Annotated in this window: 26 protein-coding genes; 17 read left to right on the forward strand and 9 right to left on the reverse strand. The window is 70.0% G+C overall.

The genetic code is table 11. The features are described from left to right. Positions 1–27 precede the first annotated feature (27 nt). Positions 28–2,460 carry a glycoside hydrolase family 65 protein gene (locus ABTZ94_RS07410; protein ID WP_351198422.1) on the reverse strand — a complete coding sequence of 811 codons (2,433 nt, stop codon included), beginning with the start codon at positions 2,458–2,460 and terminating at the stop codon, positions 28–30. Next, positions 2,460–3,221: an HAD family hydrolase gene (locus ABTZ94_RS07415; RefSeq protein ID WP_351198424.1), complete on the reverse strand. Its 762-nt coding sequence runs from the start codon at positions 3,219–3,221 to the stop codon at positions 2,460–2,462. The genes ABTZ94_RS07410 and ABTZ94_RS07415 overlap by 1 nt, the downstream gene beginning before the upstream one ends. A 240-nt stretch (positions 3,222–3,461) precedes the next feature. Between ABTZ94_RS07415 and ABTZ94_RS07420 the strand changes: the two genes are divergently transcribed. From ABTZ94_RS07420 to ABTZ94_RS07440, 5 genes are all read left to right on the forward strand, one after another. Next, positions 3,462–3,923, forward strand: a complete 462-nt coding sequence (locus ABTZ94_RS07420) for a cyclic nucleotide-binding domain-containing protein (protein WP_351198425.1) — start codon at positions 3,462–3,464, stop codon at positions 3,921–3,923. Positions 3,924–4,092: 169 nt separating this feature from the next. Beyond that, complete coding sequence (locus tag ABTZ94_RS07425; RefSeq protein WP_351198427.1) at positions 4,093–4,437, forward strand: hypothetical protein; 345 nt, start codon at positions 4,093–4,095, stop codon at positions 4,435–4,437. 72 nt (positions 4,438–4,509) lie between these two features. After that, a complete protein-coding gene (locus ABTZ94_RS07430) occupies positions 4,510–5,403 on the forward strand; it encodes a universal stress protein (protein WP_351198429.1) in 894 nt (297 codons plus the stop codon). Positions 5,404–5,574: 171 nt separating this feature from the next. Then, entirely contained in the window at positions 5,575–6,735 is a 1,161-nt protein-coding gene (locus tag ABTZ94_RS07435; protein ID WP_351198431.1) for a hypothetical protein, read from the forward strand. 181 nt (positions 6,736–6,916) lie between these two features. After that, the gene (locus tag ABTZ94_RS07440; protein ID WP_351198433.1) at positions 6,917–7,060 is read left to right on the forward strand and encodes a hypothetical protein; all 144 of its coding nucleotides are present in this window, start codon (positions 6,917–6,919) and stop codon (positions 7,058–7,060) included. A 54-nt stretch (positions 7,061–7,114) separates the two neighbouring features. Here ABTZ94_RS07440 and ABTZ94_RS07445 read toward each other — a convergent pair whose 3' ends face one another. Next, positions 7,115–7,552: a GNAT family N-acetyltransferase gene (locus ABTZ94_RS07445; protein ID WP_351198435.1), complete on the reverse strand. Its 438-nt coding sequence runs from the start codon at positions 7,550–7,552 to the stop codon at positions 7,115–7,117. 334 nt (positions 7,553–7,886) lie between these two features. Between ABTZ94_RS07445 and ABTZ94_RS07450 the strand changes: the two genes are divergently transcribed. Continuing rightward, positions 7,887–8,681, forward strand: coding sequence for a Mut7-C RNAse domain-containing protein (locus ABTZ94_RS07450; RefSeq protein ID WP_351198437.1), 795 nt, complete (start codon positions 7,887–7,889; stop codon positions 8,679–8,681). A 101-nt stretch (positions 8,682–8,782) separates the two neighbouring features. On the opposite strand, the gene ABTZ94_RS07455 is transcribed toward ABTZ94_RS07450, so the two are convergent. Further along, positions 8,783–9,358 (reverse strand): TetR/AcrR family transcriptional regulator, encoded by a 576-nt coding sequence (locus ABTZ94_RS07455; protein ID WP_351198439.1) that lies wholly within the window; start codon positions 9,356–9,358, stop codon positions 8,783–8,785. A 124-nt stretch (positions 9,359–9,482) separates the two neighbouring features. Here ABTZ94_RS07455 and ABTZ94_RS07460 point away from each other — a divergent pair, with 124 nt between their 5' ends. Beyond that, on the forward strand, positions 9,483–10,940 hold the full coding sequence (locus ABTZ94_RS07460) for an FAD-dependent monooxygenase (protein WP_351198441.1): 1,458 nt from the start codon (positions 9,483–9,485) through the stop codon (positions 10,938–10,940). Positions 10,941–11,004: 64 nt separating this feature from the next. Here the strand turns inward: ABTZ94_RS07460 and ABTZ94_RS07465 are convergent, their stop codons facing one another. Beyond that, complete coding sequence (locus ABTZ94_RS07465) at positions 11,005–11,439, reverse strand: hypothetical protein (RefSeq protein ID WP_351198443.1); 435 nt, start codon at positions 11,437–11,439, stop codon at positions 11,005–11,007. A 192-nt stretch (positions 11,440–11,631) separates the two neighbouring features. On the opposite strand from ABTZ94_RS07465, the gene ABTZ94_RS07470 reads away from it, so the two are divergent. Next, positions 11,632–11,967 carry a YnfA family protein gene (locus ABTZ94_RS07470; RefSeq protein WP_351198445.1) on the forward strand — a complete coding sequence of 112 codons (336 nt, stop codon included), beginning with the start codon at positions 11,632–11,634 and terminating at the stop codon, positions 11,965–11,967. Between the two features lie 54 nt (positions 11,968–12,021). Then, positions 12,022–12,780 (forward strand): SDR family NAD(P)-dependent oxidoreductase, encoded by a 759-nt coding sequence (locus ABTZ94_RS07475; protein ID WP_351198447.1) that lies wholly within the window; start codon positions 12,022–12,024, stop codon positions 12,778–12,780. A 184-nt stretch (positions 12,781–12,964) separates the two neighbouring features. Here the strand turns inward: ABTZ94_RS07475 and ABTZ94_RS07480 are convergent, their stop codons facing one another. After that, positions 12,965–14,158, reverse strand: coding sequence for an RtcB family protein (locus ABTZ94_RS07480; RefSeq protein ID WP_351198449.1), 1,194 nt, complete (start codon positions 14,156–14,158; stop codon positions 12,965–12,967). A gap of 170 nt (positions 14,159–14,328) precedes the next feature. Between ABTZ94_RS07480 and ABTZ94_RS07485 the strand changes: the two genes are divergently transcribed. The 3 genes from ABTZ94_RS07485 (at position 14,329) to ABTZ94_RS07495 (ending at position 17,820) form a co-directional block, all read left to right on the forward strand. Continuing rightward, positions 14,329–15,213, forward strand: a complete 885-nt coding sequence (locus tag ABTZ94_RS07485) for a DUF3558 domain-containing protein (RefSeq protein WP_351198451.1) — start codon at positions 14,329–14,331, stop codon at positions 15,211–15,213. 185 nt (positions 15,214–15,398) lie between these two features. Next, the gene (locus ABTZ94_RS07490; RefSeq protein ID WP_351198453.1) at positions 15,399–16,184 is read left to right on the forward strand and encodes a DUF3558 domain-containing protein; all 786 of its coding nucleotides are present in this window, start codon (positions 15,399–15,401) and stop codon (positions 16,182–16,184) included. A gap of 244 nt (positions 16,185–16,428) precedes the next feature. Beyond that, positions 16,429–17,820 carry a DUF2637 domain-containing protein gene (locus ABTZ94_RS07495; RefSeq protein ID WP_502967196.1) on the forward strand — a complete coding sequence of 464 codons (1,392 nt, stop codon included), beginning with the start codon at positions 16,429–16,431 and terminating at the stop codon, positions 17,818–17,820. 92 nt (positions 17,821–17,912) lie between these two features. Here the strand turns inward: ABTZ94_RS07495 and lysS are convergent, their stop codons facing one another. Then, positions 17,913–19,676, reverse strand: a complete 1,764-nt coding sequence (gene lysS, locus ABTZ94_RS07500) for a lysine--tRNA ligase (RefSeq protein WP_351198457.1) — start codon at positions 19,674–19,676, stop codon at positions 17,913–17,915. Between the two features lie 158 nt (positions 19,677–19,834). On the opposite strand from lysS, the gene argS reads away from it, so the two are divergent. Next, positions 19,835–21,607 carry an arginine--tRNA ligase gene (gene argS / locus ABTZ94_RS07505; RefSeq protein WP_351198459.1) on the forward strand — a complete coding sequence of 591 codons (1,773 nt, stop codon included), beginning with the start codon at positions 19,835–19,837 and terminating at the stop codon, positions 21,605–21,607. A 48-nt stretch (positions 21,608–21,655) separates the two neighbouring features. On the opposite strand, the gene ABTZ94_RS07510 is transcribed toward argS, so the two are convergent. After that, positions 21,656–23,092, reverse strand: a complete 1,437-nt coding sequence (locus tag ABTZ94_RS07510; RefSeq protein ID WP_351198461.1) for a helix-turn-helix domain-containing protein — start codon at positions 23,090–23,092, stop codon at positions 21,656–21,658. A gap of 312 nt (positions 23,093–23,404) precedes the next feature. Between ABTZ94_RS07510 and ABTZ94_RS07515 the strand changes: the two genes are divergently transcribed. The 4 genes from ABTZ94_RS07515 (at position 23,405) to ABTZ94_RS07530 (ending at position 25,635) form a co-directional block, all read left to right on the forward strand. Beyond that, the gene (locus ABTZ94_RS07515; protein WP_351198463.1) at positions 23,405–24,133 is read left to right on the forward strand and encodes a DUF4232 domain-containing protein; all 729 of its coding nucleotides are present in this window, start codon (positions 23,405–23,407) and stop codon (positions 24,131–24,133) included. A gap of 172 nt (positions 24,134–24,305) precedes the next feature. Further along, complete coding sequence (locus ABTZ94_RS07520) at positions 24,306–24,803, forward strand: DUF2975 domain-containing protein (RefSeq protein WP_351198465.1); 498 nt, start codon at positions 24,306–24,308, stop codon at positions 24,801–24,803. Then, the gene (locus ABTZ94_RS07525; protein WP_351198467.1) at positions 24,803–25,042 is read left to right on the forward strand and encodes a helix-turn-helix domain-containing protein; all 240 of its coding nucleotides are present in this window, start codon (positions 24,803–24,805) and stop codon (positions 25,040–25,042) included. Before ABTZ94_RS07520 ends, ABTZ94_RS07525 begins: the two co-directional genes overlap by 1 nt. An 89-nt stretch (positions 25,043–25,131) precedes the next feature. Then, on the forward strand, positions 25,132–25,635 hold the full coding sequence (locus ABTZ94_RS07530) for a HEAT repeat domain-containing protein (RefSeq protein ID WP_351198469.1): 504 nt from the start codon (positions 25,132–25,134) through the stop codon (positions 25,633–25,635). On the opposite strand, the gene ABTZ94_RS07535 is transcribed toward ABTZ94_RS07530, so the two are convergent. Then, on the reverse strand, positions 25,560–26,027 hold the full coding sequence (locus ABTZ94_RS07535) for an ATP-binding protein (protein WP_351198471.1): 468 nt from the start codon (positions 26,025–26,027) through the stop codon (positions 25,560–25,562). The two genes, ABTZ94_RS07530 and ABTZ94_RS07535, sit on opposite strands and share 76 nt — an antisense overlap. Positions 26,028–26,233: the final 206 nt, after the last annotated feature.

Below are 26,233 nucleotides of genomic sequence, written 5' to 3' on the forward strand. Positions count from 1 at the left end.
GGGGTGGTGAGCGACGAGGGGGTGGGTTCAGGGCCGGGCCGGAGGCAGATCGAGCCATCGGGCCGTACCGGGTGTGATCACATGGGTGTGGCCTCCCAGGGCGACCCGGACGGCCGCGTGGTGCGAGTCCGGTACGGCGATCCGCACGCGCTGGGCACGGATGCGCAGGTCCACGTCCCAGTGCCGGCGGAATCTGATGCGTACCCCGAGTTTCGAGAGCTGGGGCAGCGTGGCGGGCGCGAGCCACAGCGCGTCGTCGCGGGTCTCCAGCCCCGTCAACCCGCGCTGTACGAAGTCGAGGGTGCCGGCCATCGCCCCCAGGTGGATGCCCTCCTCGGTGGTGCCGCCCTGGATGTCGGCCACATCCCCGGTCAGCGCCTCCTCGCAGTACTTCCACGCCACCTCGCGGCGTACGCGGGCGAGCACCCAGGCATGGACCAGGGAGCTGAGCGTGGAGCCGTGGCTCGTACGGGCGAGGTAGTAGTCGACGGTGGCGCGCCAGGTGTCTTCGTCCAGTACATGCCCGAGCTGCCGGAAGAGGCCGGCGAGTTCCTCGGGCGAGAAGAGGTAGCCGAGCATCAGCACATCGGCCTGTTTGGACGCCTGGTAGCGGTTGACGGTGTCGCCCTCCGCCTCCAGGATCCGGTCCAGCCGCCGGATGTCCCCGTACTGCTTCCGGTACCCGTCCCAGTCGAGCTCGTCCAGTTCCCCGTAACCGGCGAACTGGCTGATGACACCCCGGTGATACGGCACATGCAGCCGGTGGGAGATGTCCTCCCAGCGTTCCGGTTCATCGGGGTCGAGCCCGATCCGGTCGAGGAACTGCCGGCGTCGTGTCTCGGGCAGGGCGCGGTACAGCTCCGTCGAACGTGACAGAACCCAGGCCGCTGTCACGTTCGTGTACGTGTTGTCGTCGAGGCCTGCCGCCTCGGTTCCCGGATAGGCGTCGTGGTACTCGTCCGGTCCGACGACACCGCGGATGCGGTACCGGGCCAGGGACGCGTCCCATTCGGCGCTGTCCGCCCAGAACCTGGCGATCTGCAGCAGCATTTCCGAGCCCCTGGAGTACAGGTACTCCGTGTCCGCGGTGGCCTGGCAGTACTGCCAGATGTTGTAGGCGACGGCCGAGCCGACATGGTGCTGCAGCCGGGAGCGGTCGGGCAGCCAACGCCCCGAGCACGGGTTGAGATGGAGTTCCTGGGTCTCCTCGCGTCCGTTGTCGGCGCTCTGCCACGGATACATCGCCCCGGCCCTGCCCGCCTCGCGCGCCGCTTGGCAGGCTGCGGGCAGCCGCCTGTAGCGGTAGTCGAGAAGTCCTCGGGAGACTTCCGGGAGATGCAGATTCAGGAACGGCAGTACGAACAGCTCGTCCCAGAAGACATGGCCCCGGTACGCCTCACCGTGCAGTCCTCTCGCCGGTACCCCCACATCGAGTCCGGCGGTGTGCGGGGAGAGCGTCTGCAGTACATGGAAGAGGTGCAGCCGGAGAATGCGGCCCGCTTCGCCCGGGACCTCCAGCCGGACCTGCTGCCACAGGTCGCCCCAGGCCCGCTGGTGCGAGGACAGCAGATGCGAGAAGTCCGGGGCCCTTCGCACCTCGTCCACGGCTGCCCACAGGGGGCTGCCGATCGCGAGGTCGCGCGAGGTGTACAGCGCCACCGTCTTGTCGACGACGGCGTCAAAGTCCGGGCTCAGCGGGAGCACCAGCCGCTGGAAAACCGCCTTCTCCGCCTGCCGGGAGTGGGGGCCCGGACCCGGTTCGGCTCCCTGTTTCCTTCCGCCGCCGCACCTGGCCAGCGTGCGGGCCGCCAGCGCGACGCCGATGTCCGACTCCACCGTGCGGCACCTCAGCGACACCACTCCCTCCTCCTCCGTCGCGGTCACCCAGCCGGTCAGGTGCCGGTTCGACAGATCCCGGTACCGCGCGACGCCGGAATTGCGGACGTCGCCGTCGATCCCCGCCTCCACCTCGATCACGCCCGCCCATCCCTCCGCCCGGAACACCGTGTGCAGGGCGGCGAGATGCGGATGCCCCATGTGCACCAGGCGGCACTGCTCCACATGCAGCCACCGGCCGTCCTCGTCCTCGTAGACGGATCGGCGGGTCAGCGTGCCCCCGCGCAGATCGAGTGACTGATGGTGTTCCGCGAGGTGCTCGTGATCCGGGGTGAGCCACGGTCCCGGGGTGGTACCGGTGGGGTGGATGCGGTAGCGCAGCGGCAGCCAGTTCGGCAGGTTGACCAGGTCCTCGTTCTCCACCCGGAGGCCCCGGACCGAGGAGGTCAGCCGGTTGTAGCAGCCCGCCCCGTAGGTGCCGGGGTAGTGCGACCGGCCCTCGGACGTCTCGGATGCGGCTCCACGAGTGGCGAAGTAACCGTTGCCGAGCGTGCACAGCGCCTCGCGCAGCCGTTCCTTCTCCGGGTCGTAACCCTCGTACGACCAGGTCCAGGCCCACGCCATCAGTCGTCCCCGGCCGTCAGCAGGTCCCCCGGATCGGGCACCACTATGTCGGCACCGTGGCGGCGCAGCTCAGCGGCGCTGGTGGGGCTGCCCGTACGGTCCACGCCGACCACGAGTCCGAAGCCGCCACGGCGCCCGGCCTCGACCCCGGCCAGCGCGTCCTCCACCACGGCGGTGTCCCGGACCGGGGTCCGCAGGCGCCTCGCCGCCTCGGCGAAGAGCGAGGGGTCCGGTTTCCCGGGCAGTCGCAGCCGGCGCGCCTCGTTTCCGTCGACCACGGCGTCGAACCGGTCGATGAGGCCGGACCGCGCCAGCAGTTCCGTCGCGTGCCGGGAGGCCGAGACAGCGGCGCAGGGCACCCGCTCGCCGCGCAGCACGTCGAGGAGGCGGACCGTGCCGGGCCAGACGGCGACCGGGTCGGTGCGCAGGCTCTGCGTGAACAGCTCGTCCTTACGGGCGGCGATCGCCCATACCGTCGCGGTTCCCGGTGGGTCTTCGGGGCTGCCTTCGGGAAGGTCCAGTCCCCTCGATGCCAGGAAGGCCGCTGCACCGTCCTTCCGCGACCGGCCGTCGACGTGGCGCAGATAGTCCTCGACGGCGTCGAACGGCCGCTGCCCCTCGATGGCCGACAGACAGGCGTCGAACGCCTTCTTCCAGGCTGCGGCGTGGCTGCGGGCGGAGTCGGTGATCACTCCGTCGGTGTCGAAGACCACGGCCCGCACGGAGCGCAGGCACGGTGCCAGGGACGGTGCGGCTGCCATGACCGGGGCGGTCCCTTCGTCAGGGGCTCTTCTTCATGGCACCACGGTTCCGGCGTAATGGCAGCACGGTTCCGGCGTACGGGCGCGGCATGGACTGCGTACGGGCGCGCCGTGGACTGCGTACGGCATCGTGACCGAGCGTCCCCCCGGAACCGCGCATATCGTTCACAACAGGCAGTCGCGGTCGGGCACGCGCGGCAGCCGCAGCCCTCCAGGGACCCGCCACGGACGGAGGATTCCATGTCAACGACCAGGAGTCTGCTCGACGTGATCCCGCCCGACGGCCGGACACGCCTGCTCGACGAGGCGGCCCGCGAAGTGTCTCTGGCCCTCGACGAACGCCTCTTCGAAGAGGGCAGACGGGCCGACCGCTTCTGGATCATCCGCTCCGGACAGGTCGAGGTCGACATCCATGTGCCCGGCCGCCGTGCGGCGGTCATCGAGACACTGGGCCAGGACGACCTGCTGGGCTGGTCCTGGCTGTTCTCCCCGCACGTGTGGCACATGGGTGCGCACGTGATCCGGGCGGGACAGGCCGTGGAATTCGATGCCGCTGCCGTCCGCCGGCTGTGCGAGGCCGATGCGGTACTGGGCCGGGCGGTGTACAAGTACGTCGCCGAGACGGTGGCGGAACGCCTGTACGGAACACGGACAAGGCTGCTGCAGCTGTACGGTCCCCGGGCCGAGGCCCCTGAGGCCTGAACGGTCCGGGGCGCGGGACCTTCCGGGGCGCGACCGAGGGACGAAAGGCCCATGCCACCCGGCCAACATCTGTTCCATGCTGAAGAGACCATCGACCGTTCCCGATCTCCGGGAGTTCCGATGCCCAGCCAGCCACTCGACGACGCAATGCTGACCGTCCTCGTCGCCGATGCCACCGCCGCCCCGTCCATGCACAACGCCCAGCCCTGGCCGGGCACGCGTCCAGTTCGAGAAGCTGCCGCAACTGGCCCTGCTGAGCACCCCGGGCGACCACCCCATGGACTGGCTGAGCGCAGGTCAGGCGCTGGAGCGCGTACTGCTCACCGCCACGCCCCACAATGTGTCCACCTCGTTCGCGACCCAGCCCGTCGAATGGCCGGACCTTCGGTGGCTCCTGCGCGATCCAACCTTCGGCACGGGGCACGCACAGACGATCGTCCGTCTGGGATACGGGCCCACAGGACCACGCACGCCACGCCGCCCCTTGGACCAGGTGCTGACGATCGAACCGTAGAAACACCCGGACATACGCCCGAGCAATACGCCCGAACCCGGGGTGAACCGAGCACGGAAGTCGGTGGTGGTGATGCAGCTCCCCGTAGTCGTCGGAGTGGACGGATCGGAGGGCAGTCTCCGTGCCCTGGACTGGGCAGCGGCGGAAGCGGCACGCTCAGGGCTCCCCCTGCGCGTTGTCCACGCGTCGCTGTGGGAGCGCTACGAAGGCGCACACCCCACGTTCGACACCGAGCGCCCCACCGAACAGATCCTCGCCGAGCATCTCGTCGCCGCCGCCCAGGAACGCGCGCAACGGCTCGGCCCCGAGATGCGTGTGGTGGCCTCCGTGCAGCCCGAGGACCCGGCGGCCGCACTCGTCAGGGAGAGCCACGAGGCAGCCCTTGTCGTCCTCGGCTCCCGCGGCCGGGGCCGGATCGCCGGGATGCTCCTGGGGTCCGTCAGTCTCGCACTCGCCGGCCGCTCCCACTGCCCGGTCGTGGTGGTCCAGGCAACGGCGCCGAGCACCCCGCCGAAGTCCGGCCGCGTCGTCGTCGGGATCGGCAGCGCCTCAGGCCCCTCGGCAGCCGCCGCCTTCGCACTCGACCAGGCGGCATCGCGCCACGGCGAGCTGATCGCCGTGCGAGCCTGGCGCTCCCCCGCCCACGAGGCCATGAGCCATCCGCTCCTCTCGGGCTCCCCGGTTTCCGCACACCACCAACAGGCCGAGGAACACCTCGAAGAGGTACTGGCGGCGCTGGACCGGTCCGGTTCCTCCGACGTCACCATCCACAGGTCGGTGGTACAGGGACCGGCGCACCAGGAATTGATCGAAGCCGCCGCAGGCGCGGAACTGCTGGTCGTCGGCGCCCGGCGGACCGGCGGATGGCCCGGATTCCATCTGGGCCCGGTGAACCACGCGATGCTGCATTACGCGCCCTGCCCGGTCGCCGTCGTCCCTGATGCATACCTTTCGTCCCGGGCCTGAGAGGTACGGGACCGAGACGTATGGCGCTGAGATGTACGGGCCTGAGACGTACGGGGCTTGATACGTACCGGGCCCGACGTCGGCTGTCGGTCCCCCGCCGTACGGTTCTCCTCGTACCGATGCACTCATGTACGAGTCGATGTACTCATGTACGAGGGGGAGGGCCGACCCATGGCCAACGCTGCCGCCGCACGTCTTGTCACCACGCTCGCCGCACCGCTGGACTGCAAGCAGGACGCGGCGGACGCCCCGCACCTCCTGCAGTGGCCCGCACGGCAGGAGGACATACGGCCCGCGTCCGGCGACAAACAGCCCGCCCCCGGCCGGCGCCTGCTCCTCCAGCGCGGCGACACCGAGTTGGCCGCCATCGACCCGGACACCGAGGGCGCCCCGGCGATCCGTTTCCCCGCACCCTGGCCCCGCCGCTTCGGTACCTGCACGGTGGCGCCGAGCGGTGATCTCGCGGTCTTCGCCGGGGTGCACGCGCTGCGCGCGGTGGACCCGACGGGCGCGGTGCGCTGGGAGGTCCGGCACGGCTGCTGGGACGGCAGCTGCCGCGCACTCCACACCACGTACGAGGAGTACGCGACCGACCGTTCGCATCGGTACGCGGACAGCGGCTCGGCCGTGTTCTCGGCGGACGGAACACTGGTGTGGGCCCACATCCGCGGCCCCGTCGCGGTGGCCGGACCCGACCCGGAGGCGCTGGACGAATGGCTGGTCATCGACGCCGCCGACGGGTGGGTGCTCGGCCGGGCGGACGCGGAGACCGTGGCCGCGGGCTCGGATCATGTCCCGCACCCGGACCCCTCCCGGATGGGGCTGAGTGTCGGCGAGGGCCAGGACGGGGTGCCGATGCTGTGGGGCCGGTGGGACGGCGAGAAGCTCTCCGTCGAGCGGTTCTGTGACGACGAGCGGGTCCTGATGGCGGTGAGCCCTTCGGGCGAGCGCTTCCTGACGGTGACTCATTACGAGGAGACGCTCGGCGTGCACCGGGTCGACGACGGTTCCGTACTGTCCGAACTCGACACCGAGAACACCATTCCCCGCCACCCCGAGGCCGATCCCGACGACCAGGACGCCGACGAGACGCTCTGGGACTACGAGTGCGGCTTCCTCGACGAGGAGACCGTCATCGCCGGTACGTCGGAAAGGGACGAGGAGTACGGCGCGCAGCGCCACTGGCTGGTGAGCACGGACGCGGCGCAGATGCGGGTGACCGCGCAGATCACGTACCCCTTCCCGATATCGGGTGGAGTCACGGCCCTCGGCGACGGCACCTGGTTCACGGTGTCGGAGGCGGGCGACGCCGTGCATGTATGGAGCCGGTAGGCCGGACCGGGGCACCGGCCCCAGCCCCCCGTCCCCCAATCACCCGCATTCGGCCATTCATTGGCCAACGAATGATCTTCATGGCGGCATCTACGCGGCGTGCGAGAGCTGGTGGCGGCGTCGGCACCCCGCGCCACCGTCCCCGTATACCCATCGGGCGGCACGGCTGGCCGAGCGCGCGATGCTGGTGGACGCCGAGGGCATCGTCGACGGCGCGTACACGAGGCTGGGCGGCCTCTACGACAGCCCGGGGGCACCGGACACGCACCCTCCGGCCCCCGGCGTCACGCGCCGGGAGGCCGCCGGCCCGGACGAGGGACGCTGATCCTCGGCCCACGCGCGGGCCCACGCCGGGCCCGGGTCGGGGCGGCCCTTGAGCTCAGTCCAGGTCAAGGGCCTTGTCGAAGTTGAACGCGACGATGCTCAGCCGCTCCCGCAGATAGAAGCGGTGGGCGTCGGTGCGCTGCGTGCCCGAGTCCAGGTTGAGGTGCAGACAGCCGGCCTCCCTGGCCCGCCCTTCGAGATGCCCGAGGAGTCGGCGGCCGACGCCGGTGGAACGGGCGCCTTCGGCGGTGACCAGGTCGTCCACGTACAGCTGCCGGATCTGGCTGGTGTTGTCGACAATGCGCCAGCCGGCCGCACCCACGCAGGTGCCCTCGTCGTCGTAGGCGGCGCTGAACCGCAGCCCCTGGGCGTGCCCCTTCTCGTACACCTCCCGGAAGAGGTCCTCGGTGAGGTGCGGGCGGAGTTCACGCAGGACGGGAAGCAGGTCGGCGGCCAGTCGGGCATCGCCGGGTTCGAGGTCGAGGATCTTCATGCGGGAACTGTAGGCGCCGGGGCGGCCCTGGCCCGTCCGGGTCCGCCCGGGTCTCGCGCGGACCCGGCGCACCTCGGCTCCCTGCCCCGGCAGCCGGATGCGGTCCTGGTCACCGGCGGCATCGCGGACCACGGCGCTCCCGAGGAGTACGCGGAGGCGGCCCGGACGGCTCACCGGCCGAGGTGACCGGCGACACGGAGAAGCTGACCGGCCACCCGGCCCGCACCTTCGCCACCCGGGTCGAGGAACACCCGGCACCCTTCCGCCCCTGAGCCCCGCACCCCGGCGCCGAATCCCCTGGCTGACGCGCCCCTCGCGATGACATCCTGAGCAGGTGAACGGACCGGAGATCCACCTCGAAGTCGACCCCGAACTGCGGCTCTTCGTCGCCCATGAACGCCGCCGGGGACGCTCGGCCGTGACCACCGACGGTTCCTCCACCCTTGGCCATGTCGTGGAGTCGCTCGGCATCCCGCTCACCGAGGCCGGACAACTCCTGGTCGACGGCCGCCCCGTACCCGTCTCGCACATCCCGAGGGCGGGCGAACTGGTCGAGGTACACGCCGTGGAACGCCCCCAGCGCGTCCCGGGCGCACCCCTGCGGTTCCTGCTCGACGTCCATCTCGGCACGCTCGCCCGGCGGCTTCGGCTGCTGGGTGTCGATGCGGCGTACGAGAGCGAGGACATCGGTGATGCCGCGCTGGCCACCCGGTCGGCGGACGAGCGCCGCGTACTGCTCTCCCGGGACCGCGGGCTGCTGCACCGGCGGGAGATCTGGGCGGGGGCGTACGTCTACAGCGACCGGCCGGACGACCAACTGCGGGACGTTCTGGAGCGGTTCACGCCGCATCTGGCCCCCTGGACCAGATGCACCGCCTGCAACGGCCCGCTGAAGGCGGCCGACAAGGACTCCGTCAGCGACCATCTGGAGCACGGCACCCGGCGCTCGTACGACGTCTTCGCGCAGTGCACGGAGTGCGACCGCGTCTACTGGCGGGGTGCCCACCACACCCACCTGGACGCGATCGTCACGAAGGCGCTCCACGACTTCGCACCCACCCCACCGGACGACACCGAGAAGAACGACCACGACCGGGCGCCGTCGAGCCCGTCCGGAGCCGGAGACTGACGGAGCGCCGGCCGGCTCGGCCATCAGCGCACTGCGGCGAGCCTCGGGCTTCTGCGGCATGCAGAGGGTGCACGGAGCGGATAACACCCGTCGCGGCTGCGCTACGGCCGCTCAGCGGTCAGATAGCGCTGAACGGTGGGTGCGAGCCAGGCGATCACTTCCTCGCGCGGCATCGAGGCGACGGGCGCGATCCGCAGGACGTAGCGCGCGAGCGCCATCCCCAGGATCTGCGAGGCGACGAGGGCCGCACGGCGCGGGGCGTCGGCCGGGTCGGGGCAGACGCCGGCCACTGCCGGACCGAACTGCTCGGCGAAGACCGCCCTCACCCGCTCGGCGCCCGCGTCGTTGGTGACGCCGACCCTGAGCAGGCCCGTGAGCACGTCGTCGCCCTCCCAGCGGTCCAGGAAGTGCGCGACGAGGACAGCGCCGATGTGCTTGCCCGGTATCGCCCCCAGCTCGGGCATCCGCAGGTCGATCATGGACGCGGCGGCGAACAGCCCCTCCTTGTTGCCGTAGTAGCGCATGACCATCGACGGATCGATGTTCGCGTCACGGGCGATGGCCCGGATGGTGGCGCGCTCGTACCCGTCGGCGGCGAACCGCTCGCGCGCGGCTTCGAGGATCGCTGCCTTGGTGGCATCCGAGCGGCGGGGGGCAGTGGCTGGCTTGATCGTCACGCCAACAACTGTAGGCCAACGGGTGTTGACATGCCAGCCGGAACGGAGCTACCGTTGCCAACAAGCGTTGACCAACACTTGTTGGCACGAAGATGATCGCTGACGAACGGGCCAGGAGGCAGCCATGACCACCACCCCGAGCACCGCACCCGGCACCGTCGACGTACTCGTCGTGGGCGCAGGCCCCACCGGCCTGCTGCTCGCGGGCGACCTCGCCGCCCAGGGCCTCTCGGTCGCCCTCGTGGAGCGCCGCCCGCACGAGACCAGCAACATGACGCGTGCCTTCGCCGTACACGCCCGCACACTCGAACTGCTCGACACCCGCGGCCTCGCCGACGAGCTCGTCAAGACGGGCACACCCCTCTCCGCCCTGCGCTTCTTCGGCAGGCTCTCGCTCGACCTCTCCCGGCTGCACACCCGCTTCCCCTTCGTGCTGATCACCCCGCAGTACGAGGTGGAGCGTCTGCTGGAGCACCGCGCCCGCGCCGCGGGCGCCCATTTCCGGTACGGCACGGAGCTGACCGCGCTCCACCAGAGCGACGCCTCGGACACCGTCACCGCCGAACTGCGCGAGGCGGACGGCAGCCCGGCCACGCTCAGCGCCCGCTACCTCGTCGGTACCGACGGAGTACGGAGCCGAGTGCGTCAGGCACTCGGCCTCCCCTTCCCCGGCGAATCCGTGATCCGGTCCATGGCCCTCGCCGACGTCCGGCTCACCGAGGAGCCCCCCGGCCTCCTGGCGGTCAACGGCGTGGGGGACACCTTCGCCTTCATCGTCCCCTTCGGCGACGGCTGGTACCGCGTGATGGGCTGGAACCGCGCACACCAGGCCGCCGACAGCGACCCCGTCGACCTCGACGAACTGCGCGAGATCACCCGCCGCGCCCTCGGCACCGACTACGGCATGCACGAGGCGCGCTGGATCTCCCGCTTCCACAGCGACGAACGCCAGGTGCCCGCCTATCGCACCGGCCGGGTCTTCCTCGCCGGGGACGCCGCCCATGTCCACTCACCCGCAGGCGGCCAGGGCATGAACACCGGCATCCAGGACGCCGCCAACCTCTCCTGGAAGCTCGCCGCCGTACTGCGTGGGCAAACGGCCGACCCGGAGGCGCTGCTCGACAGCTATCACACGGAACGGCACCCGGTCGGGGCGATGGTGCTCCGCTCCAGCGGCGCCCTCATCCGCCTCGCCATGGCCCGCACCCCGCTCCAGCGGACGGTCCGGGCACTCGCCGCCAAGGCGCTGTCCGCGATCCGGCCCGCCTCCGACAAGGCCGTCGGCCTGATCTCCGGTATCTCGATCTCCTACGCGGCACCGCGCGGCACCCACCCCCTCACCGCAAAGCGCGCCCCCGACCTGAGCCTGCGGGAGGGCCGCCTCCACCAACTGCTGTGCGACGGCACGTTCGTGCTCGTCACCCCCGCCGACGCCGCCGCTCCGGCATCACCGATCCCGTTGGTGCACGCCCACTGGAGGGGCGACCGCACCACCACCCTGCTCGTCCGCCCCGACGGCTACATCGCCTGGGCGAGCGACCACGCCGACCCGGCGGACCTGCGGGCCGCACTCACCCGATGAACACGCGCCCGGCACTCGCGGCGGCCGTGGCACCCGCATCGCCGACCAGAGGCCGGAAGACGCATCAGAACACGTACTCGTCCCCGGTGGCCGGAGCCAGCACCTCGTGGTTGTTGTTCTTCTGGTTCCGGTCGGTCGCTCCACCGTTCCACAGCGTGTCGACCCGCACGACGACCTCGTCCGGCCGCCCCGCCAACTGCAGTTCGAGGGCGAGCTGCCGCCCCTCCGTCGCGTCCGCGCGCAGCGCATCCGTCCGGCACAGCACGGTCCGCGGGTCGGCCTGCAGACAGCTCCCCGGAAGCTCCTGCCGGCCGGAGAGCGACACCGACGTACGCACCCGCACGGTCACACCGGCCAGGTTCGACGGACCGCGGTTCTGGCTCCGCACCCAGACCCCGAGCCCCGTGCCCCACAGCGAGACATGCCCGTGGAGCGACACATCCGCCTCGGGCGCAATGCCCCCGGCCCCCGCCCCCGGCGCACCGGCAGTCCCGGTCACAGCCGCAGCCGCTCCACCCATCCCCAACACCACAGTCGCAGCCATCGCAGCCGTCGCCGCCGCCGCGAACATCACAGGCACAGCTCTACGTGTCACTACCATGCACCGAAGATACAGATATCGCCGAATTATCCATATTTACCCACCGATTCGGCGTGCCTTCCCCCTCGTCGCCCGTGACACGCTGGCTCCATGGTCGTCGCCCGCTCTGCCGCTCTGTTCGTCATCGCCGCACTGTTCGAGATCGGCGGCGCCTGGCTCGTCTGGCAGGGCGTGCGTGAGCACCGGGGCTGGATCTGGATCGGCGCGGGCGTCATCGCGCTGGGTGCCTACGGTTTCGTCGCCACGCTCCAGCCGGACGGCGAGTTCGGCCGCATCCTCGCCGCGTACGGCGGTGTCTTCGTCGCGGGCTCGATCGCCTGGGGCATGGTCGCCGACGGCTACCGCCCCGACCGCTGGGACGTGATCGGCGCGCTGATCTGTCTGGCCGGCATGGCGGTGATCATGTACGCCCCGCGAAACCACTGACCGCGCACCTGCCTATCCTGGCCCCGTACCGATCAGCTGCCCGAGGAGTCCGCCATGGCCGCCATCCCGATCGCCGTCATCACCGGAGCGAGCAGCGGCATCGGCGCCGCGACGGCCCGACAGCTGGCCGCCGCCGGCTACCGCATAGTCCTGACCGCCCGCCGCAAGGACCGCATCGAGGCGCTCGCCGCCGAGATCAACGAGGCGGGCCACCAGGCAACGGCGTACGCCCTGGATGTCACCGACCGCGATGCGGTGGACGAGTTCGCCACGGCGTTCCGTACCCTCGCCGTCCTCGTCAACAACGCCGGCGGCGCACTCGGCGCCGACCCCGTCGCCACCGGCGACCCCGCCGACTGGCGCCAGATGTACGAGACGAACGTCATCGGCACGCTCAACGTGACCCAGGCCCTGCTCCCCGCCCTCACCGAGAGCGGCGACGGCACGGTCGTGATCCTCTCCTCCACCGCAGGCCTCACCACCTACGAGGGCGGCGGCGGCTACGTGGCCGCCAAGCACGGCGAACACGTCCTGGCCGAGACCCTCCGCCTGGAGATCGTCGGCACCCCGGTCCGTGTCATCGAGGTCGCCCCCGGCATGGTCAAGACGGAGGAGTTCGCCACGACCCGCTTCCGCGGCGACACCGAGAAGGCGGCAAAGGTGTACGCGGGCGTCGAGGCCCCCCTCACAGCCGACGACGTGGCCGACACCATCACCTGGGCCGTCACCCGACCCAGCCACGTCAACATCGACCTCCTGGTGGTCCGCCCCCGCGCCCAGGCCTCCAACACCAAGGTCCACCGCACCGCCTGACCGCACCGCCTGACCGCACCGCCTGACCGCACCGCCTGAGCCCGGCGAGACCCGAAAAGGCCTGGAGACCGGGAGAGCCCCGGACACACCACCCGCGTCCGGGACTCTCTCGGTCGGAGGCCCTTCCGCCCGGTCGGAGGTCCTTCCGTCCGGAGGCCCTCCGTTCAGCCGCGCGCAAAAGGCCTCAACCCTTCACACACACAACCTGCTTGAGCTTGGCGACGACCTCCACCAGGTCCCGCTGCTGCTCGATGACCCGCTCGATCGGCTTGTACGCGGCCGGAATCTCATCCACGACACCGGAGTCCTTACGGCACTCCACGCCCCGCGTCTGATCCTCCAGGTCCCGCGTCGAGAAGCGCCGCTTCGCGGCGTTCCGGCTCATCTTCCGGCCGGCGCCGTGCGAGGCCGAGTTGAAGGACTTCTCGTTCCCGAGGCCCTTCACAATGTACGAGCCGGTGCCCATCGAGCCCGGGATGATCCCGAAGTCCCCGGAACCCGCACGGATCGCGCCCTTCCGTGTGACCAACAGGTCCATGCCCTCGTACCGCTCCTCCGCCACATAGTTGTGATGGCAGGAGATGACCGGCTCGAAGGTGACCTCGGCCTTCTTGAACTCCTTGCGGACCACGTTCTGGAAGAGCGCCATCATGATGGCGCGGTTGTGCTTCGCGTACTCCTGCGCCCAGAACAGGTCGTTCCGGTACGCCGCCATCTGCGGAGTATCGGCGATGAATACGGCGAGGTCACGGTCGATCAGGTCCTGGTTGTGCGGCAGCTTCTGTGCCTGCCCGATATGGAAGTCGGCCAGTTCCTTGCCGATGTTCCGCGATCCGGAGTGCAGCATCAGCCAGACCGAACCCGACTCATCGAGGCAGAACTCGATGAAGTGGTTGCCCGATCCGAGCGTCCCCATCTGCTTCGTGGCACGTTCCTGACGGAACTTGACCGCATCGGCCACACCGTCGAACCGCCCCCAGAAGTCGTCCCACCCCTTCGCCGAGAGACCGTACAGCCGGTCCGGGTCCACGGCCTCGTCATGCATGCCGCGGCCCACCGGAATGGCCTGCTCGATCTTCGACCGCAGCCGGGACAGGTCGCCCGGCAGGTCATTGGCCGTCAGGGAGGTCTTCACCGCGGACATTCCGCAGCCGATGTCCACGCCGACCGCCGCCGGACAGACCGCACCGTGCATCGCGATCACCGAGCCGACCGTCGCCCCCTTGCCGAAGTGGACGTCCGGCATGACGGCGAGACCCTTGATCCAGGGCAGGGTGGCCACGTTGCGCAGCTGCTGCATCGCGACGTCCTCGACCGAGGCCGGGTCGGCCCACATGCGGATGGGAACCTTCGCGCCCGGCACCTCTACATACGACATAGTTCCTCGATTCCCCCGAAAAGTCAGAAAGCGCAAAACCGGTGCCAAGGTCGGCAAATGAGTCGGTCGACCGGCATTCACAGCGGCGCGTGCGATACACATTGTGTCCACCGGTCGCCATCGAACGGCAACCGTTTTTCGCACGAAGGGAGCCCAGGACCGTGCGACGAATGGCGTACGTACCCGGCACCGCGCTACTGGCCGCACTCGTCGTCAGCTGCAGTGCCAGCACCGGAACGGGTGGCTCCGCCCCCGACAGCAAGCCCGGCGAGCCGACCGTCGCCGCGGCGACCCCCGGCAAGTACAGCACCCTCCGCGACGCTTGCCGCGCCGTTGCGCCGTCCACGCTGAAGGACCTGCTCCCGGGCGCCGCCGAACTCCCCGAGGACCAGCAGAAGAAGGTGTACGAGGGCACGGCCACCGTCACCTACGACACCGACCGCAGGGTCGGCTGCCGCTGGAAGTCCGAGGCCCCCGACTCCTCGCACACCCTCTTCATCGACTTCGAGCGTGTCGTGTCCTACGACCCCTCGGTGAGCGACGACGACCGCGCCCACGAGGTGTACACGGAGAAGGAGACCGCCGCCGGCCTGTCCTCGCCGTCCGCCACACCCGGCAGCACGAAGGAGGCGGAGAAGCAGACACCCCCCTCCTCGGAGCCCAAGGCAAACTCCGCCTCGCACGCCCTGTCCGGCCCGGCCTCCGAAGACAAGAACACGGGCAAGCCCACAGGAGGGAGCGCCGACGGGAAGAGCAGCGAAGGCAGCGACACCGACGGTGGTACGGGCGGCAACGCCGGCAGCGGCGACGAAAGCCTTCTGCCACGCACCCTCGACAACCTCGGAGACGGTGCATTTCTGGACGATCAGCTCACTCGGGCAGGTTCCACCGCACAGAACCGCACGGTGAGCGTGGTATTCCGCACATCGAACGTCATCGTGACCATCGAGTACACCGAGCAGCCGACCGTCTCCACCGTGCTCCCGGACAGCAAGGAACTGCAGGACAAGGCCCAGTCGCTGGCCCGGAAGCTGGTCGACAATTTCAGCGAATAGCCCCGCCCGGGGCACCCCGGACCGGCGTCACCCACGCCCGTCGAGTGCCCGGCCGAGGCGGCATCCGGCCGCCGTCCGTCGTACCGTGGCCCTCCGGAACACCCGCCGAACCACCCGCCGACGCCCGATCGCCCGCACCCGACCACCTGGCAGCACGCCCGCCGCGCCACCCGAGTGAAGGAACCATGCACCGTTCAGCCCCGCGACTCTCCCGCATACTCGCCTGCGCCGCCGTCCCGGTGATGCTCGTCGTCGCCGGCTGCTCGTCGGACTCCGGCGACAAGAAGGGCTCGGGTTCGTCCTCGCCGAGCGCGAAGAAGTCGGAAGCGAGCGTCGAGCCGGCGAAGTTCACCGCGCTGCCCGACCCGTGCAAGTCGATCAGCACGAAGACGGTCACCTCCCTGGTCCCCAAGGCGAAGTCCAAGGCCGGCACACCTGCCAACTCCAGCGACACCGCGTACCGCGCGAGCTGCTCCTGGAACGGCCTCGACGACAATGGCGTGAAGGGTTCCCAGTACCGCTGGCTCGACGTCGGTTTCACCCGCTTCGACTCGGACCAGACCCTGGGCAGCGGTGCCAAGCGCGCGCAGCAGGACTACACGAAGCAGGTCGCCAAGGCCAGGGCGACCGAGGACGCGAAGAAGGTCACCGAGGCGCCCGTCGCCGGCATCGGCGAGATGGCCACCAAGATCACGTTTGACCTCACCAAGACGAGTGAGGACTTCAAGTACGCAACGGTCGTGGCCCGCACGGGGAACGTTGTCGTCACCCTCACCTACAACGGTGCGGGTTACGCGGGTGCGAAGACTCCGTCCGCCGACGACATCCTGAAGGGTGCCGAGAAGGCGGCCAAGGAGGCAGTGGCCTCGGTCGCCGCCGCAGACACGAAGTCGGCCGCACCGAGCGGGCCGGCCAAGCCGAGCGGGCCGGCCAAGCCCAGCAAGAAGGCCACGGCCAAGAAGACGAGTTAGACCGACCCACAAATGGGGGCGGCCCCAACGCCCCCGCCCAGAAGCAGTTCTACGAAGCCCGGCCCTCACCGAGTGCCGGGCTTCGCCCCTCCCCGCGCAACGTGCCGCTCCCTCATGTGCCAGGCTGTGCCCGCCGGAAGTCGAAGCAGGACGCCAAGACAGGACGTCGAGGCAGGACATCGAAGCAGAGCTTCAGCACAGGACGTCGGACAAGGGAAACGGGGAGGGGAAGCGGGTGGCCGCGATGCAGCTGACACGCACCCACCGGATACTCATCGGGCTCGTGGTCGCCGGTGCGGTGCTCATCGCCGCGATCGGTTTCGCGGGTTCGTACGCGGCGGTGCGCGAGCTCGCCCTGCAGAAGGGCTTCGGGGACTTCTCGCTGGTCTTCCCGATCGGCATCGACGCGGGCATCTGTGTCCTGCTCGCCTTGGACCTGCTCCTGACCTGGCTGCGCATCCCGTTCCCACTGCTGCGCCAGACGGCCTGGCTGCTGACCGCCGCGACGATCGCGTTCAACGGCGCCGCGGCCTGGCCCGACCCGCTCGGCGTCGGCATGCACGCGGTCATCCCGGTGCTGTTCGTGGTCTCCGTCGAGGCCGCCCGGCACGCCGTGGGCCGGATCGCCGACATCACGGCCGACAAGCACATGGAGGGCGTGCGGCTCACCCGCTGGCTGCTCTCCCCCGTGCCGACGTTCCGGCTGTGGCGGCGGATGAAGCTCTGGGAGCTCCGGTCGTACGAGCAGGTCATCAAGCTCGAACAGGACCGGCTCATCTACCAGGCCCGCCTCCAGGCCCGCTTCGGCCGCAACTGGCGCCGCAAGGCACCCGTCGAGTCCCTGATGCCGCTGCGCCTGGCGAAGTACGGTGTTCCGCTGGCCGAGACCGCCGGGTCCGGCCTCGCCGCCGCAGGCATCGAACCGGCCCTGCTGCCCCCGGCCCCGGCCCCGGCCCCGGCCCCGGTCGAACAGCGCGAGTCCCAGCCCGAGTTGCCGTACGCCGAGCCCCACCCCCAGCCACAGCCACAGCCACAGCCACAGCCACACCACCAGCACCAGCAGTACGAGCACCAGCAATACGAGCACCAGCAATACGAGCAACAACAGCAACAGCACACCCACCCCTCCGACCCGGCCGCCGCCGAGGAGCGGCCCCAGGAGGGCCCCGGCTCGCACGAGAACCCGTGGTTCGCACGGCCCCGGTTGCCGGACGACGCGCACGAGAGTGCGTACAACCCGCCGCACGACGAGGGCCTGGAGCCCACCCCCGTCATGGTCCCGTCGGGCCCCGGCGGCCGCACCCGCCCGCTGGGCAACGTGGGCACCATCGGCGCCGTCCCGGGCCCTCGTGCCGCGGAACCCCAGCCCGGACTTCAGCCGGAGCCCAAGCCCCAGCCCGAGCAGGACCCGGCGGAGTGGGCGCAGGAGGACGCGGAATTCACCGAGATCGCGTACGAGGCGTTCGCCGCGTTCGTGAAGCAGCAAAACGACTTCCCGAGCGTCGATGCCCTGGACATACATGTCTCGGACGGCCACAACGTCAGGCACCCGCGCAGCGCGGCGCTGATCCGCCGCATGATGCCGGAGTTCAAGAACCGGTACCACGCGGAACTCGAAGCGGACCACATCGCGTAGGAACACCCGCCCGGCGCTTGACGACGCAGGCCCGGCAACGACGCAGGGCCGCCACCCGAACCACCGGGTGACGGCCCTGCGTACAAAACCCCCTACGCGCCCAGCAGCCTCCGCACCCGGTCCGCCCCCACGGCCAGCAGCAGCGTGGGCAGGCGCGGCCCCGTGTCCCGGCTGACCAGCAGCCGGTACAGCAGCGCGAAGAACGACCGCTGGGCGGCCTTCAGCTCGGGCGTCGGCTTGGCGTCCCGCTCCAGGCCCGCTAGGATCTTCGGCACGCCGTAGACGAGCGTGGTGAGCCCGTCCAGCGACCAGTGCGAGTCCAGCCCCTCCAGGAGCAGCCGCAGCGACTGGCGGCCCTGCTCGTCCAGCGAGCCGAGCAGCTCCTTGTCCGGCTCGTCGCGGACGATCGTGCGGGCCTCGGCCGGGACCTGGTTGGTGATCCAGTTCTCGGCGCGGTCGAGACGGGGCCGGGCCTCGTCCAGCGCGGTCAGCGGGTTCTCCGGGTCCAGCTCGCTCAGGATGCGCAGCGTCTGTTCGTCGTGCCCGGCCGTGATGTCGACGACCGACGCGAGCGTGCGATACGGCAGCGGGCGCGGCGTACGCGGCAGCTCACCGGCGGCCGTGCCGATGGCCCTCGCGTACGCGGCGGCGTCGGCCGCCAGCACCGAACCGTCGGCGACCTTGCGTGCCAGCGAGTCCCACTCGTCGTAGAGCCGCTGGATCTCCTGGTCGAAGGCGATCTTGAAGGACTGGTTGGGCTTGCGGCGCGCGTACAGCCAGCGCAGCAGCGGCGCCTCCATGATCTTCAACGCGTCGGCCGGGGTCGGCACGCCGCCCTTGCTGGAGGACATCTTCGCCATGCCGGAGATGCCGACGAAGGCGTACATCGGGCCGATCGGCTGCACACCGTCGAAGATCTCGCGGACGATCTGGCCGCCGACGACGAACGACGAGCCCGGCGAGGAGTGGTCCACGCCGCTCGGCTCGAAGATCACGCCTTCGTACGCCCAGCGCATCGGCCAGTCGACCTTCCAGACCAGCTTGCCGCGGTTGAACTCGCTCAGCCGGACGGTCTCGGCGAAGCCGCAGGCCGTGCAGGTGTAGTTCAGCTCGGTGCTGTCGTCGTCGTACGACGTGACGGTCGTGAGGTCCTTCTCGCAGTTGCCGCAGTAGGGCTTGTACGGGAAGTAGCCGGCCGAACCGCCGCTGCCGTCGTCCTCACCGGCCGCACCGGAGCCCGCCTCGGCCTCCAGCTCGGCCTCGTCGACCTTCTTCTGCTGCTGCGGCTTCTTACCGCCCTTGGCTCCCGCCGCCGGGTCCTTCTTCGTCCGGTACCGGTCGAGGACGGCGTCGATGTCGGCGCGGTGCCTCATCGCGTGCAGGATCTGCTCGCGGTACACGCCCGTCGTGTACTGCTCGGTCTGGCTGATGCCGTCGTACTCGACACCCAGCTCGTCCAGCGCGGCGGTCATGGCGGCCTTGAAGTGCTCGGCCCAGTTCGGGTGCGTGGACCCGGCCGGGGCGGGCACCGAGGTCAGCGGCTTGCCGATGTGCTCGGCCCAGGACTCGTCGACACCGGGGACACCGTTCGGAACCTTGCGGTAGCGGTCGTAGTCGTCCCAGGAGATCAGGTGCCGGACGGTGTACCCCCGGCGGCGGATCTCGTCCGCGACCAGGTGCGGGGTCATGACCTCGCGGAGATTGCCCAGGTGGATCGGGCCCGACGGGGAGAGGCCGGACGCGACGACGACCGGTTTGCCAGGCGCACGACGCTCCGACTCGGCGATGACATCGTCCGCGAAGCGGGAGACCCAGTCGGTCTCGGTGCTGCTCTGACTCTGAGCCACGGTCTGCACGTCCTTCTCTCTTGTAGGACTCGTAGGAACACCCTTGTGGGACTCGTAGGGGGCATCGCCCATTCTCCCAGGTCCCACCGGCAGCGCGAAAACGGCTTTACCCGCCGTGGAATACTGGGTGTGATCCCTTGTACCCCTACGGAAACGGCAGCCAGCCCATGGCCTCGGTCAATTCCCTCGCTTCCACGCTCCAGCAGCAGCTGGCGGACGCCCTGACGGCAGCGCTGCCGGATGCCGGCACCGCGGACCCGCTGCTGCGACGAAGCGACCGGGCCGACTTCCAGGCCAACGGCATCCTGGCCCTCGCCAAGAAGCTCAAGGGCAACCCGCGCGAGCTGGCGTCCCAGGTCACGGCCGCGATCCCGGCGGGCGGCCTGATCAAGGAGATCGAGGTCTCCGGCCCCGGCTTCCTGAATGTGACGCTCTCCGACAGGGCGATCATCGAGACCCTCGCCGCGCGCGACGCGGACGACGAGGGCCGGCTCGGTGTCCCGTACAACAGCGCCGCGGGCACCACGGTCCTCGACTACGCGCAGCCGAACGTGGCCAAGGAGATGCACGTCGGTCACCTCCGTTCCGCGGTGATCGGTGACGCGATGGTGCAGATCCTGGAGTTCACCGGCGAGACCGTGGTCCGGCGGCACCACATCGGCGACTGGGGCACCCAGTTCGGCATGCTCATCCAGTACCTGATCGAGCACCCGGGCGAGCTGAACCACGAGGGCGACGGCGGCGCGGCGGACGGCGAAGCCGCCATGTCCTCCCTGAACCGGCTCTACAAGGCCTCGCGGGTGCTCTTCGACTCCGACGAGGAGTTCAAGGCCCGCTCCCGGGACCGGGTCGTGGCGCTCCAGGCCGGTGACGAGGAAACCCTCTCCCTGTGGCAGCGCTTCGTCGACGAGTCGAAGATCTACTTCTACTCGGTCTTCAACAAGCTCGACATGGAGATCCGCGACCCCGACATCGTCGGCGAGTCCGGCTACAACGACATGCTGGAGGAGACCTGCCGCATCCTGGAGGAGTCGGGCGTCGCCGTCCGCTCCGAGGGTGCGCTGTGCGTGTTCTTCGACGATGTGAAGGGCCCGGACGGCAACCCGGTGCCGCTGATCGTCAAGAAGTCGAACGGCGGTTACGGCTACGCGGCGACAGACCTCTCCGCGATCCGCGACCGGGTCCAGAACCTCAAGGCGAACACCCTGCTGTACGTGGTGGACGCACGGCAGTCCCTGCACTTCAAGATGGTCTTCGAGACGGCCCGCCGCGCCGGCTGGCTGAACGAGGACGTCAAGGCCACGCAACTCGCCTTCGGCACGGTGCTCGGCAAGGACGGCAAGCCGTTCAAGACCCGTGAGGGCGAGACGGTCCGGCTGCAGGACCTGCTGGACGAGGCGATCGACCGGGCGTCCACCGTCGTGCGCGAAAAGGCGAAAGACCTCACCGACGAGGAGATCACCGAGCGCGCCACGCAGGTCGGTATCGGCGCGGTGAAGTACGCGGACCTGTCGACGTCGGCCGCCCGCGACTACAAGTTCGACCTGGACCAGATGGTGTCGCTGACCGGCGACACGAGCGTGTACATCCAGTACGCGCACGCCCGGTCCCGCTCCATCAAGCGCAAGGCGGGCGAGCTGAAGTCCCAGCCGCACCCGGAGCTGGAGCTGGCCCCGGCCGAGCGCGCGCTGGCCCTGCACCTGGACCAGTTCGCCGAGGTCGTGGCCGAGGTCGCCGCCGCGTACGAGCCGCACAAGCTGGCCTCGTACCTCTACCAGCTGTCGTCGCTCTTCACGACGTTCTACGACCAGTGCCCGGTACTGAAGCCCGAGGTTCCCGGCGATGTCGCCGAGAACCGCCTCTTCCTCTCGGACCTCACCGCCCGCACCCTGCGCCAGGGCATGGAGCTGCTCGGCATCAGGACCCCCGAGCGCCTCTGACCCGACCGGGGCACCCGCCCGCGCGCACCGGCCCGGTGGCCGTGACCGTTACTCCCACTCCTTGGTCACCCACTGGGCCGTGTCGTACCGGTACATGTACTTCGGCCGCGCCTGGATGCTGCTGGTACGGAACGGCTTCCCGCCGTCGTCGATGCGCAGCGTCCCCTTTCGGCCGCCGCTGCTCCAGTCCAGCTCCAGGTACCAGCTGACGTCGTGGCCTTCGACATGGGCCTTGAGGTCGAACACCTCCACATCGGTGGAGGACACCCGGAACGGAAAGTTCTTCGGCGGCACCCGCACGTCCCCCTGCTGCCCCGCCACCGGGGTGAGGGTGGGCCGGCTGTCGTCGAGGTCGATGTCGAAGGACTGCGGTGTGATGCCGCTCCCGCAGCCCTCCCCCATCGAGTACGCCGACCACGCCAGCGGTACCTTCCGGGACAGCGTCCGCACATGCAGTCCGTTCAGCACGACGGCCTCCCCCGACTTCCCCTGCACGGTGAGTTCGAGCTGCATGCTGCCGCCGTCCACCCCGCCGAGCGCCCTGGCCCAACCGCGGGTGTCCTGCGGCGGGGGCGGCGGAGGCACGTCGTTCGGCTTCTGGTCCAGCACGTAGTGCTGACCGCAGGGCTCTTCCCAGTTGTACGAGCTGATGGTGGCGGACAGCGGCACGCCCCCACTCTGCTGCCCACCCGACCCGGCTCCCGTGCCGTGCCCCCTGGACGGGGCGGAGGCGCCGCCGGACGGCGGGGACGAAACGCTCGCCGAGCCGGAGGGTACGGGTTTGCCCGACTTCTTCGCCCCGCTGGGCGAGGCGGTGGCGCTCGGGCCGAGGCCGGACCGGACGCGCGCGGCCTCGTCCGGGTCCTTCGCGTCCACGGCGGGGGCGTTGCTGAGGTCGTCCGTGTCCGTGCCCGACAGATTGCTGACGACGATCGAGGTGGGCACGGACAGCGCGACGACGGCGACGGCCGCGAGCAGCACGCGCGCTCGCGCGGAGGCCAGGAACCGCCGGCGCCGGCTCGCTTCACCAGTCACGATCGCGGGCTCGGGCGTGAGCTCGGCCCCGTCGCCACCCGCCCCGGCCCCGGACTCGGCCCCGGAGCCACGAACCGCCTCCGGACCCGAGTCGGAAACCGTGTCCGAACCTGCGTCCCGCCCCGGCTCCGCAGAAGCAGGAACAGGAACAGGAGACGGATCAGGAACAGGAGCTGAAACAGGAGCCGCCGCGGCAGGACGTCTCCGCGCCGCATCCGCCACGATCCACCGCCGGTGCAGCTCCACCAGCTCGTCCGGGGTCGCCGCACACAACCGCGCCAGCCGCTCAACCGGCGCGTACTCGTTCGGCACGGCGTCGCCGTTGCAGTACCGGTGCAGCGTCGATGTGCTGACGTGCAGTCTCCCGGCGAGAACCCCGTAACTGCGCCCCGAACGGACCTTCAGTTCCTTCAGCAGAGCCGCGAATTCCCCGGCCTCCGGCGTCGCCACTTCGGCGTTCCCCCTCCTGGTCCGTCCCGGAACACCGTTCCAGGGACGTGGAATCTGCCCAGGTCACAGTACGCGCAGCCATTCCAGCATCCCCAATGGGCTGTTCGGCGTTGCGGCCGGAATCCACCACCCCGCAATCTGGGAACACACCGCAGCGACCACCGGGACAACGCAGTGCGAATCCACTTCCGCATCGAGCTCGTCGATGCCGTGGCCATCGGAGTGGTGATCGTGTCCACCGCGATCGTCATGGTCCTGATCTGCCACAACTGACCGACCGACATCACCGGCCCACACACGGGGAGTACCACCATGCGCAACCACATCCGCACCACCGCCCTTGCCGCGACCGCCCTCCTGGCCGCCCTCTCGCTCACCGCCTGCGGCGGCAACGACAACGGGGACGACGGCAAGGCAGGCGCGGCGGCTCCGGCGGCGAGCACCACCGCCACCACCCCCGACACGGGCAAGGACACCAAGGACGCCAAGGAGACCAACAGCGGCGCGGCCCAGGCCCCCGCCGAGAACGCCTCCACCACCTCCACCACATCCACCACCTCCAAGGGCTCCACCGGCGGCAGCAAGAGCGAAAAGAGCAGCGCCGGGAGCGGCAGCAAGTCACCCGTCACCTGCACCGGCTCGAACACCAAGGTCACCGTCAGCAAGGTGAGCCGCCCCATCAACCACCTGCTGCTCACCGCGACCAACACGGGCTCTCGCCCCTGCTACGCGTACCACGCGCCGGCACTCCGGTTCGACGACGCCCAGGCCGCCTTCCCGGTCCTCCGCGACAGCATCCCGCAGGCCGTGGTCACGCTCGCGCCGGGCCAGTCCGCGTACGCCTCCATCGGGCTGTCCGGTGAGCCCGACGGGACGGACCTGCACAAGGGCAAGCACCTCACGGTGTACTTCATGCCCAAGAGCAACTCGGGCTCCACGGGCGCCCCCGCCGAACTGACGCTCCCGGCCAACACCTCTTGGGGCGACAACGGCTTCGTCACCTACTGGCAGAGCAACATGGCCGACGCCCTCACCTACTGAGCCCGGTCCACACACCTGGTCCGCCAACTCGCCGCCTCCCGAGGGAAGTAGATCGCACGATCGGCGATCGAAACCTGAAGGAGGCGGCAAGCGGCGCTGCCCCGAACACAGAGCACATACGGACAGGGCGAAGTCGATTGATTTTCGATCGATTTCAATCGAGAATCAATGCATGCATCGTTTCCTGACAGCCGCACTCCGGGCCGGTATCGCCGCAGCGATCCTGCTCGGCCTCTTCGGTCAGATCGTCGTCATCCCGACGACGGCAGCCGATGAGGTCGACCGCTTCCCGCCCTACGCCCCGTTCGCCGCGCCGTACGTCACGGTGGCGATCGTCGGCATCGCCTGCGTCCAAGTGGCGCTCGTCGCGGTGTGGATGCTCCTCGCCATGGTCCAGCGCGGCGCGATCTTCACGACGTCGGCCTTCCGATGGGTCGACACCATCATCGGGTCCTCGCTCGTGGCCACGCTGCTGGCGATCGGGGTCACCGGACATCTGACCCTGGCCAGTATTCCGTCTCCCGACGACGGCATGGAGGTCCTCAGCGCCCTGGCCGCCTCGATCACGAGCGTCGCCGTGGGGGCCGCGTTCGCGATGCTCATCACCATCATGCGAAGCCTTCTGCGCAAGGCGACGGATCTGCAGACCGAAATCGCTGCGGTGGTCTGATGGCGATCATCGTGGACATCGACGTCCAGCTCGCCAGACGCAAGATGTCCGTCGGCGAGTTCGCCGCTGCCGTCGGCATCACACCCGCCAACATCACCGTGCTGAAGAACGGCCGCGCGAAGGCGGTGCGGTTCACGACGCTCGACGCGATCTGCCGCACACTCGGCTGTCAGCCCGGCGACGTGCTGCGCTGGGTACCCGACGACGGCACGGACGCCGACCCGGGCGCTTCTCCCTGATCACCGTACGGAGCAGAGGAAGATGCCGACCGGACTGCGGACGCCAGGGCGAGGTCACGGCCGCCGAGGCCGTCCGCCGCACGGCCGCCATGGACGACCCGCGCGGCTGGGAGGTGTTCGTTCCCCGGACGGTCACCAAGCGCGAGGTGCACCGCATCCGAGCCGTCCCGCAGGTCTCCGGCTGGCGCTACTTCCCCGACTCGAATGGCCGCGCACCCTGCACCTGCTTCGGCTGCCGGGTGCGCGGCGAGTACGGATCACAGCGCCTGCGGCAGCGTCGGCCGCACCCCCTCGACGGCCCAGCCCCCGCGAGTTCCGTCCTCCTCCGCCGGATCGCCGCGGCGAGCAACCCGGACGACCCGGCCCAACTCACCGAGATCCTCCGCTGGTTCGGCATGCGCCGACGCGGACCGCTCGACCAGCTGGTCCACCTCGCGGACCACCCCGCCCCGGAGGTCCGGGCGGCCCTCGTCGAGGCGGTCCACCGCTGGAAGGCACCGGGCGTCGGCGCACTCCTTCAGCGCCTCTCCCAGGACCCCGACGCCACTGTCCGGGAGGCCGTCGAGTGGACCACGCCCGAGCAGGAGGACTGACCGAACTCGCACCACACCACCTTGCCCGGGTTCCGCTCCCCCACTCCCCACAGATCCGCGAGCGCCGCCACGATCACCAGCCCGCGCCCCGACTCCCCGTCCGGCTCCCGTGCCCCCGGCTGCCCGCCCCCGCTGTCGTGGACCTCGACCCGCAGCAACTTCCCTTCCTCACGCAGCAGCAGCCGCACCAAGTACCCCCGCCCTGGCGGCACCCCGTGCACCAGCGCATTGGTGGACAGCTCGCTCACACACAGCAGTACGTCATCCAGCCGCGCACCGAACCCCCAGTCGGTGACAGCTCCTCGTACGAACTCCCGCGCCGCAGACACCGATCGGCGCTCGCGCCGGTAGACCCGCTCGCGCAGCAGCGAGAGTTGCATCGTCTCGTTCATGGGACGAGAGTCACACTCCGTGACTACGCTGCCGCATTGACGTGCTCCCTGGCCTAAAGTCCAGGGATTCCGGCCTGGGTCGTGTGACCCTTCCGGGGGCTTCCTGCTTCAACGCGCTGTGCCGGGACTTTCGTCCTGGTCTTACCGGCGCTCTGCGAGGCGTTTAGCGTCTCCGCCCGTCCGGCGGCGACGATACGGCGTCCTTC

The organism is Streptomyces sp. NPDC002785 (genome assembly GCF_040295565.1).
In the GTDB taxonomy this organism is placed as follows: domain Bacteria; phylum Actinomycetota; class Actinomycetes; order Streptomycetales; family Streptomycetaceae; genus Streptomyces.